The organism is Panacagrimonas perspica (assembly GCF_004364935.1).
In the GTDB taxonomy this organism is placed as follows: Bacteria; Pseudomonadota; Gammaproteobacteria; order Nevskiales; family Nevskiaceae; genus Panacagrimonas; species Panacagrimonas perspica.
On sequence record NZ_SOBT01000010.1, the window covers coordinates 444,109 to 455,847 of the forward strand.

At 67.2% G+C, this 11,739-nt stretch carries 11 protein-coding genes; 7 read left to right on the plus strand and 4 right to left on the minus strand.

The window, feature by feature from the left end:
* Window positions 1-185 precede the first annotated feature (185 nt).
* The gene (locus DFR24_RS18850; RefSeq protein ID WP_133882953.1) at window positions 186-1,232 is read left to right on the plus strand and encodes an AraC family transcriptional regulator; all 1,047 of its coding nucleotides are present in this window, start codon (window positions 186-188) and stop codon (window positions 1,230-1,232) included.
* Window positions 1,233-1,322: 90 nt separating this feature from the next.
* Here DFR24_RS18850 and DFR24_RS18855 read toward each other — a convergent pair whose 3' ends face one another.
* Window positions 1,323-2,840: an acetyl-CoA acetyltransferase gene (locus DFR24_RS18855; protein ID WP_133882954.1), complete on the minus strand. Its 1,518-nt coding sequence runs from the start codon at window positions 2,838-2,840 to the stop codon at window positions 1,323-1,325.
* 166 nt (window positions 2,841-3,006) lie between these two features.
* Window positions 3,007-3,396 (minus strand): hypothetical protein, encoded by a 390-nt coding sequence (locus DFR24_RS18860; RefSeq protein WP_133882955.1) that lies wholly within the window; start codon window positions 3,394-3,396, stop codon window positions 3,007-3,009.
* A gap of 99 nt (window positions 3,397-3,495) precedes the next feature.
* Between DFR24_RS18860 and DFR24_RS18865 the strand changes: the two genes are divergently transcribed.
* A complete protein-coding gene (locus tag DFR24_RS18865) occupies window positions 3,496-4,488 on the plus strand; it encodes a GlxA family transcriptional regulator (protein ID WP_133882956.1) in 993 nt (330 codons plus the stop codon).
* 36 nt (window positions 4,489-4,524) lie between these two features.
* Window positions 4,525-6,003 carry a flavin-containing monooxygenase gene (locus DFR24_RS18870; RefSeq protein ID WP_133882957.1) on the plus strand — a complete coding sequence of 493 codons (1,479 nt, stop codon included), beginning with the start codon at window positions 4,525-4,527 and terminating at the stop codon, window positions 6,001-6,003.
* A 69-nt stretch (window positions 6,004-6,072) separates the two neighbouring features.
* On the opposite strand, the gene DFR24_RS18875 is transcribed toward DFR24_RS18870, so the two are convergent.
* Both DFR24_RS18875 and DFR24_RS18880 read right to left on the minus strand, forming a co-directional pair.
* Entirely contained in the window at window positions 6,073-7,548 is a 1,476-nt protein-coding gene (locus DFR24_RS18875; RefSeq protein ID WP_133882958.1) for a DUF3336 domain-containing protein, read from the minus strand.
* 163 nt (window positions 7,549-7,711) lie between these two features.
* Window positions 7,712-8,137 (minus strand): GFA family protein, encoded by a 426-nt coding sequence (locus DFR24_RS18880; RefSeq protein ID WP_133882959.1) that lies wholly within the window; start codon window positions 8,135-8,137, stop codon window positions 7,712-7,714.
* Window positions 8,138-8,375: 238 nt separating this feature from the next.
* Between DFR24_RS18880 and DFR24_RS25500 the strand changes: the two genes are divergently transcribed.
* The 4 genes from DFR24_RS25500 to DFR24_RS18895 all read left to right on the plus strand — a co-directional run bounded on the left by DFR24_RS25500 (window position 8,376) and on the right by DFR24_RS18895 (window position 11,664).
* The gene (locus tag DFR24_RS25500; RefSeq protein ID WP_246051717.1) at window positions 8,376-8,795 is read left to right on the plus strand and encodes a CsbD family protein; all 420 of its coding nucleotides are present in this window, start codon (window positions 8,376-8,378) and stop codon (window positions 8,793-8,795) included.
* An 81-nt stretch (window positions 8,796-8,876) separates the two neighbouring features.
* Window positions 8,877-9,710: a BON domain-containing protein gene (locus DFR24_RS18890; protein ID WP_133882960.1), complete on the plus strand. Its 834-nt coding sequence runs from the start codon at window positions 8,877-8,879 to the stop codon at window positions 9,708-9,710.
* A 266-nt stretch (window positions 9,711-9,976) separates the two neighbouring features.
* Window positions 9,977-10,150, plus strand: a complete 174-nt coding sequence (locus tag DFR24_RS24515) for a hypothetical protein (protein ID WP_162851314.1) — start codon at window positions 9,977-9,979, stop codon at window positions 10,148-10,150.
* Window positions 10,151-10,197: 47 nt separating this feature from the next.
* Window positions 10,198-11,664, plus strand: a complete 1,467-nt coding sequence (locus tag DFR24_RS18895; RefSeq protein ID WP_210772409.1) for a phospholipase D-like domain-containing protein — start codon at window positions 10,198-10,200, stop codon at window positions 11,662-11,664.
* Window positions 11,665-11,739: the final 75 nt, after the last annotated feature.

Sequence of the window (11,739 nt, forward strand, 5' to 3'; positions counted from 1 at the left end):
CAATCTACTGCCCGAGGCAGGCCGAGGCGATGCCGGATTCTCGCGGTGGGCGTGACAGAATTCGACATGCTCAGAATGCTTCACGCGAACCGTAGCCCGGACGAAGCCGGGGATTCCCGCCGGAAAGGGGGAACCGCCCCGGACTTCGTCCGGGCTACGGGCGTATCTGGACCGTTCCTGGCTCGATGAGCGACGCCACCGAATCCAAGGACAGCGTCTCGATCTGGTTCGTCCGGGCCGCGCTGTCGGGCCTGGCGCCCCGGGGCGTCGACCGCGCGCCGCTGCTCAAGGCCGCCGGCATCCCGGAATCGCTGCTCGCCTCCGACCACTCCCGCGTCGCGGCCGAACGCTTCGGCGCGCTGTGGCTGGGGATCGCGGCGGCGCTGGACGACGAGCTGTTCGGGCTCGACCGGCGGCGCATGAAGGTGGGCAGCTTCGCGATGCTGTCGCGTGCCTGCGCCCAGGCCGGCGACCTGCGCGGCGCGCTGCGGCTCGCCGTGCAGTTCTTCAACGTCACGATGGACGACGCCCGCGTGAGCCTGGTCGAGGACGGCAACGACGCCGCGCTCGAAGTCGAGGAACTGCAGCCCGGCCAGCGCCCCGCGCCGTTCACGGTGTTCGCGCACGAGACCCTGATGATCATGCTGCACGGCCTGATGTGCTGGCTGGTCGGGCGGCGCATCACGCTGGATCGCGCGAGCTTCGCGTACCCGCGGCCGGCGTGGTGGGTGGAGTACCACTCGATGTACGCCAACGACCTGCGCTTCGACACCGAGCGCAGCGCGCTGGCGTTCGATGCGCGCGTGCTCGCCGCGAACGTCGTGGTGCCCGACGAATCCGCGGTGCGCGAGTTCCTGCGCGAGGCGCCGCACAACTTCATCGTGAAGTTCAAGGACCGCAACAGCTGGAGTGCGCACGTGCGGCGCCGGCTGCGCACCTGCGCACCGGCGGACTGGCCGGACCTCGCGCAGATCGCCGAGGAACTGGGCGTGGGCCTGTCGACGCTGCATCGCAAGCTCGACCAGGAAGGCGTGATCTTCCGCGACATCAAGGACAGCCTGCGACGCGACCTTGCGATCGACCGGCTGACGCACTCGACGGTGAGCGTGGCGCAGATCGCGGGCGAACTCGGCTTTGCCGAACCCAGCGCGTTTCATCGCGCGTTCAAGCAGTGGACCGGCGTCAGGCCGGGCGATTACCGGCAGCGCTCGGCGGCGGACGCGGCGGAGTGACGACACAAACGCCGCGACCGTAGCCCGGACGAAGTCCGGGATTGCACCCGCTAGCGAGCTGCCTTCCCGGACTTCGTCCGGGCTACGAGGTTACGCCGCTTCCCAGCGCAGCCGCTTCGAGTCCAGCCGGCTCACCGTCCCGCTCTTGCCCACCGGTTGCGAATCCAGATCCGTCAGCACGGCGAGCGTCGCCGTATCGCTTGCCGGCACACGCGCCATCAGGCGCTCACCCTCGGGCGTGCGCGCAATGACGCAGCCGTACTCGGGCTTGCCGTCGCGCTGGTAGATCACCGTGAACGTCTCGATCTGCGCCGGTCCCGCGTAATCGAACACGAATGCCGGCACCGGGCCGCGACGAGCATCGGCCTGCGCCTGCACCTTGTACTCCTCCGGCAGCGTCGCCTGCGCCGTCGCGTCGCCCGCACCCGGCGCCATCACCAGCGCGTGATGCTTGGTGACGAACTCGCCTTGCCCGTACAGCAGGCCCACCGAACCCGGCGACTCACGCAGCGTGCGCACGATCGCGCAGGCCGCGTGCGTCATGTAGTCGTTGAGCGGAGCGCCGAAGAAGCTCAGGCCGCCCGTCACGCTCAGCGGCGCCGAGGCCGGCAGCTTCAAGGTGCGACGCGCCATCTTCGGCACGCAGGGGAAGCAGCTGTAGAGCTCCATCGCGGCGAAGCGCGTCGCATCGCCGCCGGCGATTTCGACGCAGCGTTCGAGCACCGCGTTCTGCGCATGCGACTGCCAGAACTGGTCGCGCTCCAGATAGTCACGCGGCTCGTTGGCGGCGGCGCCGCCGAGGACGCGCACCCAGCGCGACTCGGGAATGCCCAGTGCACGCGCGTTCGCGATGCTCGTCAGCAACACCGCGCCGCCCTGGTTCACCAGCGGATTGGCGACCATATGCTTGGTGTACGGCCAGGCGATGAGCCGGTTCTTCTCGCCCGGCGTGGTGATCGCCTCGGGCGTGTACGGCTCCTGCAGCCACGAGGCCGGGTTCTTCGCCGCAGCGCGCGACAGCGCGGCCCAGGTCTCTCCCGATTCCTGCAGCGCCTCGCGTTGCGTCTGGCCCCAGTGCGCGCTGCTCGCGTTCTCGTACAGCGGATAGACGTTGGTGGGAATGCAGACGCCGTGATCGACGGCGACCGGCGCGGAGAACTCGCGGCCCGTGAGGATCACGGCTTTCTTGTCGCGCTGTTCCCAGGACAGGTTCAGGTTCGCCCTGATCGCGCCGGCGACGGTGTACTGCGCCTCGGCGCCGACGACCGCGGCCACCGTGGCCTCACCGCGCTGGATGCGCAGCGCCGCCTCGTGCAGGTAGCGCACCGGAGATTCGCCGCCGACATCGCCGTAGCGCGAATGGCGCGGGCTCACGCCGAGTTCGCGTGCCACGAGGCCGGGCGCGTCGATGTACGGCCACGAGTACTCGCAGATCACGTCGAGCGAATCGAGTTGCGCGAGCAGCGCGGCGCTCGCGTCGTCCTGAGCGGCGCGCAGCGCCTCGACCATCAAGGCCAGCGGCTCGCGACCTTCGGCCGGATTGCGCGTGCGATCGACGATCTCGCCGACACCGACGATGACCGGGATGCGATCGGGGGGCAGGCTCATGCGGGACGTCCTTCGGAAAGAAATGAAACGAAGAGGACGTGAAGTGTGCCGCGCGCAGGCCGTAAGTGCGCTTACCCGGATTCGACGGCCCCGTAGCCCGGACGAAGTCCGGGGTTCCCCCATCCGGAGCGACAGCCCCGGACTTCGTCCGGGCTACGGGATACGTCTAGGCTTTCGAAGACTGCTGGTAGAGCACCACCAGCACCACCAGCAGCCCCGCGATCATCCCGGTCTGCGCCCAATACGCCGTCGTCGGCGCACCCGGAATCATCGCCGCGAGATGCGAGGAGGCGTTCACCGCCGACAGGCCCACCACCGTTCCGGCCAGCGCCACCAGCGCGCCCGGCACCGCGGCGCGATGGCGTGCGGCCGTGAAGAACAGCACCGCGTACGTGAAGGCGCAGAACGAAATGATCATGTCCTGGTAGTGGTTCGACGGCACGTTCCAGTAGATGAACAGCAGCGGCACCTTGAAACCGGCGAAATGCGCCGCGCTCATCGCGCAGAAATAGGCGACGCAGGCGTAAAGGCCGATCTGAAGCAGTTTGCCGCTCATGGGTTCTCCCGGACGTGGTGATCGTTGACCGCCAGACTAGTGGCGCGCCATCCTCGGTCCCATAGGCAAAACCGACAGCGAGCGGGTTGATTCCGACACATGCCCAGACACGCGCCCTCCCCCGCCGTCATCGGCATCCTCGACTACCCGGGCGCGCAGGGCGCCGCGATCCACGGGCTTGCCGACCTGTTCGAGACCGCGGCACGGCTGGACCTCGCACGGGGTGCGAAGTCGCGGCGCATCGAGGTGCAGCATCTGTCGCGCAAGGACTGCCGCCGTTCGCCGACCGCGCCGCTGGCCGCGGTGATCCTGCCGCCCTGCCTCACCGGCATTCCCACGCCGCGTGACGCGGCGCCGTTCGCGCGCTGGCTGGTGGAGCAACACCGCCGCGGCACGCGCCTGTCCTCGGTGTGTGCCGGCGCCTTCGTGCTCGCGCAGACCGGCCTGCTCGACGAGCGCCCGGCGACGACGCACTGGGCGCTGGCCGAAGCCTTCGCGCAGCGCTTCCCGGACGTGCAGCTCGACATCGCCAAGCTGCTGATCGACGACGGCGACCTGCTCACCGCCGGCGGTGTCATGGCCTGGATCGATCTCGGGTTGCGCCTGATCGAACAGCTGACGACGCCGGCCGTGATGATCGCGACGGCGCGCATGTTCCTGGTCGACCCGGCCGGCCGCGAACAGCGCCATTACTCCGACCCGGCGCCGCGCCTCGCCCACGGCGATGCGTCGATCCTGCGCGTGCAGCACTGGATCAAGGCCCGTCACGGCGAGAAGCTGACGATGTCCGCGATGTGCGAACAGGCGCGCCTGGGCGAGCGCACGTTCCTGCGCCGCTTCCAGTCCGCCACCGGCCAGACGCCGACGGCCTACGTGCAGCAACTGCGCGTGTCGCGCGCGCGCGAACTGCTTGAATCCTCGCCGCAGGCGATCGACGAGGTGGCGTGGACGGTGGGTTACGAGGACCCGAGCGCGTTCCGGAAAATCTTCCAGCGCATCGTCGGCCTGTCGCCTGGCGAATACCGGCGGCGCTTCGTGCCGAAGATCGCGGCGCAACGGCCAATTTCGCGTGTATCCGGCGGAGTAGGCTAGCCGCACGAGCAACAGGCCCTGGAGATTTCCCCGCCCATGTCGACCGAACACGTCGATGTCCTGATCGTCGGCGCCGGCATCTCCGGGATCGGCGCCGCGTATCACCTGCAGACGCAGTGCCCGACCAAGCGCTACGCGATTCTCGAAGGGCGCGAGTCGATGGGCGGCACCTGGGACCTGTTCCGCTATCCGGGCATCCGCTCGGACTCCGACATGTTCACGCTCGGCTTCTCGTTCCATCCCTGGAAGGAAGCCAAGGCGATCGCCGATGGCCCCGCGATCCTGCGTTACCTGAAACGGACTGCGCAGACCTACGGCATCGATCGGCACATCCGCTACCAGCACAAGGTGCTGCGCGCGTCGTGGTCATCGGAAGACGCGCAGTGGACGGTGGACGTCGAGCGCGGTCCGCAGAAGGACGCCGTGCGCTACACCTGCAACTTCTTCTTCCTGTGCAGCGGCTACTACCGCTACGACCAGGGCTACACGCCCGCCTTCCCGGGGCAGGAGCAGTTCAAGGGGCAGATGATCCACCCGCAGCAATGGCCCGAACATCTCGACTACAGCGGCAAGCGCGTGGTCATCATCGGCAGCGGCGCCACCGCCGTGACGCTGGTTCCGGCGATGAGCGACAAGGCCGCGCACGTCACGATGCTGCAGCGCTCGCCGAGCTACGTGCTGTCGCTGCCGGCCGAAGATCCGATCGCCAACGGCCTGCGCAAGCTGCTTCCCGAGAAAGCGGCGCACAGCGTGTCGCGCTGGAAGAACGTGATGCTCAGCATGGCGCTCTACCAGGTCTGCAAACGCTACCCGGCGTTCTCCCGGAAGATGCTGCGCAATGGCACGCTCGCGCAGCTGCCCAAGGGCTTCGACGTGGATACGCACTTCAACCCGCGCTACAACCCCTGGGAACAGCGCATGTGCCTGGTGCCGAACAACGACCTGTTCAGGGCCATCCGCAAGAATCGCGCATCGGTCGTCACCGACCAGATCGAATGCTTCGAAGCCGATGGCATCCGCCTGAAGTCGGGACAGAAGCTGGAAGCCGACATCATCGTCAGCGCGACCGGCCTCGAACTGCTGGCCAACGGCGGCGTGTCGTTGAACGTCGACGGCAAGGCGATCCATCCATCCGACTGCTTCAGCTACAAGGGCGTGATGCTCAGCGGCGTGCCGAACATGGCCGCGTGCATCGGCTACACCAACGCCTCGTGGACGCTGCGTGCCGACCTGGTCGCACGCTGGGTGGCGCGCCTGCTCAACCACATGGATCGTCGCGGCGCGCAGCAGGCGACGCCGCGGGTGAAGGACGGCTCGATGGCCGAACTGCCGCTGCTGGATCTGACGTCCGGCTACGTGCAGCGCGCCGCGGCGATGTTCCCGAAGCAGGGCTCGAAGCAGCCGTGGAATTTCAAGCAGAACTACGTGCTGGAACGTTTGAGTCTGGGGAGCGGATCGATGGACGATGGCGCGATGGAATATTCGTCGCCCGCGAAGATGAAGAAGGCGGCGTAACGTAGCCCGGACGAAGTCCGGGGTCCCCTCGCTTACAGGACGCAATCCCGGACTTCGTCCGGGCTACGGTCAGGATCGATCGACACGCCCCAGGATCCCATCCAGCGTCCGACTGATCTGCGACGAGATGCGGATCATCTCGATGCGCGGCCAGGTCTGGCGCTCGCCTTCGAGCATCAGTTCGCCGATTTCCTGGTGCGTGTACGGCGACACCAGGCGCAGCGGCGAGAACAGGCGGCGACGCGGCGTGATGTTGATGTCGCCGACGTAGTCCTGCGACAGGATGTCGTGCGCGACCTTGTGCACGACGCCGACCGATGACGCCGGCACGTACTTGCCGATCAGCGGATCCGCGGCCTTGAGCAGGCTGCGCGCCGTGCCCTTCATCAGGTCCACGATCGGCTTGAGTCCATAGCCCTGCGTCTTGTGATCGCGGAACGTCAGCAGCAGGACCGGATTCACGTAGCTGACGATGTAATGGTTGGTCCCGTACAGGCGCGCGAGCTGCTTGGCCGGCAGGTCGGCCGCGAACACGCCGTCGATCCATCGCGATCTCAGGAACGGCACCGTCTGGCCGTTCTGGTCGCGCGCCAGCAGCTGCACCGGCTCGAATAGTCCGGGCACCGCGCACGACGCGCGCACGGCGGAGCGGATCAGCACGTGCGGCGACGTCACGGCGTTGAGCAGGCGCGGCGTCTGGTGGCGCTCGCAGGGACTCACCGAAATGCTGATGTTGCGACCGCTGCGCTCGAAGGCCTCGCGGAACGTCAGGTCCGGAATCAGGCGATCGAACGTGCGCTCGAAGGAATCGGTGCCGAAGATCCGGCGCAACCCGGTGAGCTGCTCCAGCCGGTTCGGGCTCCAGGCTTCGCCGAAGTACAGGTTCTCCGGCTTGAAGAAGCCGTCGAGCTCCGCGTCCGTGCGGGTGCCGAGCACCGCGGCCACGATGGCGCCCGCGCTCGAACCGGAAATGACGTTGGGCAGCACGCCCTGCTCGAACAGGCTCTTGGCCACACCGAAGTGGAAGAACATCAGCATGCCGCCGCTGCTCATCATCAGCGCGGTGCGGCCGTAGCAGTGACTGGCGCGACGGAACAGATCCAGCTTCGTCGCGAGCGGGATCGCCACGTCGTCCACGCCTTCCAGGTGCGTCAGCGTGTCGGCGACGGCCGCGACGTAGTCGGTGATGAGCTGCTTGGTGCCGAACTGCGCCTTGTTGTGCAGGATCGGCTTGCCCATGCCGCCGAGATTGCCGTGCACGCCTTCCTCGATCTCGAACAGCAGGCCGCGGCTGTCGCCCTGCTGCAGCAGCCCGCGCAGGCGGTCCAGCTTCTCGCCGATCATCGCGTGGTCGTACAGCCCGCTGCGTCGGCGCTGCTTCCAGCGTTCGCGGCCGGTGACGGCGTCGAAGGCCTGCGCGGCGTCGACCCATTGCGCGTAGGTCGTGGCCTCGGCGAGCTTCTGCCGCAGGGATCCGCGCTCAAGACGCAGGAAGGTCGGCAAAGCGGTCGATGCGATCGGCGGATCCGGCGGCGCGAGATTCATGAGGTGTCGGCGGCTGCGGTCAGGACCGGGCGCATCAAATCGAGGGGGCGCGGATTGTAGCGGGAGCCGATCGCGCGGCCCCGCACACGCTCCCGTAGCCCGGACGAAGTCCGGGATCCCCTCGGGTACGGAGCGCAACCCCGGACTTCGTCCGGGCTACGGGCTACTCCGGCAAGGCTTCGCCGGACCCGCCCATCTCGGCCGGGAAGTCCTTCATCTTCGGCAGGCCGTCCTTGATGCGCAGGACCGTCTCCTGGTAGTTCACGTGCACCGCCGGCTCGAACTTCAGGCTCGGCAGCATCGCGGCGAACACATCGGTGAGGTTCAGCGGCGGATGATCCGCGTACAGGTGCCCGCCGCAGGTCTTGCACCATTTGCGAAAGCTGACCGGCGTCTTGTTGTACGTGCCGATGTTGTCGGCACCCTTGGTCACCTTCACCGCGTCCGGCTGCCACAGACTGAACGCATTCACCGGCCCTGCAGACCAGTGCCGGCAGGACTCGCAGTGGCAGTAGCCCATCGCCACCGGCGCACCGGTCACGGTGAACTCGACGGCGCCGCAGAAACAGCTGGCCTTGTGCGTGGTCATCTTGAGATCTCCTCGGGGAAGCAAGGGCCCGAGCCTATCCCGACGAGCCGCCGGAACCCGATAGGGGCAAACACTCCCGGTCAGCTGGCGTTCCGGCCGTGCAGGAGATGCCGGCCGGCCCGTGGATGGGCTATGCGCGGGACCGTACCGACGGCCACCTCACGAACCCGCAGAGTCCGCTCCACAACGCGATCCCGCCGCCTCGCACCTTCGCGATCGTGGGCATCCAAGAGGTCATATGAAGATCATCCTGTCACGCGATTCCGGTCCCGTCGAAACCCGCGTCGATCTCGAGAAGGATCCGCAGGAAGTCGCGCAGGAGCGCGATCACGAGATCCGCCTGCGCAAGCCCGCCACGACCGTCCCCGCCGGTGATCCGCTCACGATGCCGATGTTGGCCGCCATGGGCCACCAGGATCCGATGAGCCAGCAACAGCAGCAGTCGATGCCGACCAGCATCACCGAGACCAAGGGTGCGTGGAAGCAGCGTGTCGGCTCCGCGAAGATCACCTGGGGCAAGCTCACCGACGACGAACTGCTGCAGACCGAAGGCCACATGCAGAAGCTCTCCGGCCTCGTGCAGCAACGCTACGCGATCACGCGCGATGAAGCGACCACGCAGATCAAGGCCTTCTTCGCCCAGTTCAAGACCACCTGAATCACTTCGCGGGATGCTTCGGGGGACCGTCGTCCGACCGTTCCCGAGAGGCCTCCCGCCGTTTCTCAATGGAGAGAAATCATGAACACCTCATTCCGTAAAACACTGATCGCTTCGGCGATCGCCGTCCTGTCGCTGGGCGTCGGCAACACCGCGTTCGCCGCCGATACCGTCGCCCAGGACCTGATCGAAGCCCGCCAGGAAAGCCAGATCTGGACGACGTTCGCGCTGAGCCCCTACCTGCGTGCCAACGATCTCAAGGTCGCGGTCGACAACGGCAAGGCCACGCTCAGCGGCACCGTCGAGGAAGGCGTCAACAAGGATCTCGCCCGCCAGATCGCACTCGGCGTCAGCGGCGTGACCTCGGTGGACAACCAGATCGTCGTGAAGCCCGAGTACGTCGCTCCGCCTTCGACCGAACGCCGTTACGGTGAAGTCATCGACGACGCGACGATCACCTCCTCGGTGAAGTCCAAGCTGGGGTGGAGCAAGTACACCAATGGCCTGACCACCGACGTCGACACGAATCGCGGCAACGTGAAGCTGACCGGCACGGCCGACAGCGAGGCGGCCAAGAGCCTCGCCAGCCAGCTCACGATGAACACGCGCGGCGTCGCCTCGGTGGACAACCAGCTCGTGGTCGTCGCGCCGAAGGCCACGATCGTCGACAAGACCAAGGCCGTCACCACCGAAGCCGGTCACGATGTGGCCGACGGGTGGATCTCCACCAAAGTGAAATCGACGCTGCTGTACTCCAGCAATGTCGACGGCTCCGACATCAAGGTCGATACCAAGAACGGCGTCGTGACCCTGAGCGGTCGTGTGGACACCGGTGCGGAACGCGCCCTGGCCATCGAACTCGCCAAGAACGTGCGCGGCGTGAAGAGCGTGCAGTCGAAGGGCCTCAAGGTCTGATACCCGCCTGAAAACGGGGAGCAGCATTCGCCGCGCATTCCGTCCCATCGGAATGCGCGGCGTTTTGTTTGCGCGTCCCGCCAGGCGCCGACGAACCGGCGCCGAGGAATTCGCTCGTCCGGGCTTCGTGCGGTAACGAACCGACGCCGCCCGTTCACGCGTCTAAGGTCGTCTTCTGACCCGATCGGCTCTCCCTGCCGCGCAAGCCGTGCGCGTCACGGCGTATTCGCGGTCTCCCGGCTGGCGCGTTCCAGGGCAATTGAGGCATGAAGCGAAGACTGCTCGCGTCGAAACGGGATCTGACCGGACTGGTGTGCCTCGTCGGCATGGGCCTGCTGGTGCTGCTCGCGTGGGCGACCCTGCCCGGCAGCGGCGTCGATCCGGCGCCGCACGGCAACGACGTCACTGCGCCCGCTGCTGGCATCGACGGCCCCGGCTGAGCGTGAGCCGGCGCCCGACATCGACGAATCGAAGAACCGCCGGCGCCGTGTCGTCCGGTGATCGAGCGCTCGCGTCACCCGTCGACCCGCGTGGCGCATCTGCTGGAGCGACGCGATCGCGCGTACGCCTGCCCGCCGTCGTATGCCTGGCGCTGCTGGGGATCCAGGCTTGCGCCACGCTGCCGGATGCGCGGCGCGATCGCGACCAGCCGCACGCCAAGCAGGTCGAATTCGAAGGCGCACGGGGACCGGTCTCGGAAATCCGCAGCGACGCCATCATCAAGAAGCTCGAAGGGTCGCACGGCGAATCCGACGTGCTGGCGACGCACCTCGCCTACGAGCAGGCCGTGAACGCCGCCAGCCCCCTGGTGCTGGGCAATCGGCTGACCCTGCTGCAGAACGGCCCGGACACCTACCAGGCGATGTATGCGGCGATCCGCGAGGCGAAGGATCACATCAATCTCGAGACCTTCATCTTCGATGACGGCGAGGCCGGCAAGGTTTTTTCGGAACTGCTGCTGGAACGCCAGGCCGCGGGCGTGCAGGTGAACCTGATCCGCGACAGCGTCGGCAGCCTGTCGACGCCGGCGGCGTTCTTCGAACGCCTTCGCCAGGCCGGGGTCCGGGTGCTCGAATTCAATCCGGTGAATCCGCTCGCCGGAAACAAGTCCGAGTGGGCGCTCAACAATCGCGACCACCGGAAACTCCTGGTGATCGACGGTCGAATCGCGTTCACCGGCGGCATCAACATCAGCGACACCTACTCGAGCGGCCCGTCGAGATCAGGCAAACGGCGCCTGCGCGACGGTGCTCCTGCGCTTCCGCTGGGCTGGCGCGACACCCATATCCGCATCGAAGGTCCGGCCGTCGCGGAGTTCCAGAAACTCTTCCTGGATACCTGGAAGCGCCAGCAGGGTGACCCGCTGCCGGAGCGCGCGTACTTCCCCGATCTCAAGCCGCAGGGCGACGAAATCGTACGCGCGATCGGCAGCACGCCGGACGATCCGCAGAGCCTGATCTATCTCACGCTGCTCTCGGCCATCACGCACGCCGAGCGCAGCGTGCACCTGACAATCGCGTACTTCGCGCCGGACCCGCAGCTCCTCGAGGCCCTGACCGATGCTGCGGGTCGCGGCGTCGAGGTGCGGCTCGTGCTGCCGAGCCATTCGGATTCCTGGGCGATCTTCCACCTCGGCCGCTCGTACTACAGCCGGCTGCTCAAGGGGGGCGTCACCATCCACGAGCGGCGCGGCGCGGTCATGCACGCCAAGACCGCCTGCATCGACGGGGTGTGGTCGACCATCGGCTCGACCAATCTCGACTGGCGCAGCTTCCTTCACAATGACGAGATCAACGCCGTGATCCTGGGTCGTGGCTTCGCCGCGCAGATGGACGCGATGTTCGCCGTGGACCTGGCGGAATCCGACGCCATCGAACTCTCGGAGTGGCGTCATCGATCCTGGCTGCTGCGTCTGCAGGAGCGGACGGCGCGGATCGGCGCCTACTGGCTGTGACATGAACCTGCGGCGGCTCCATTGCGCTGGATCCGCACCGCGTTCTCGCGCGGCCGCGGCATGGACGGCGATCGC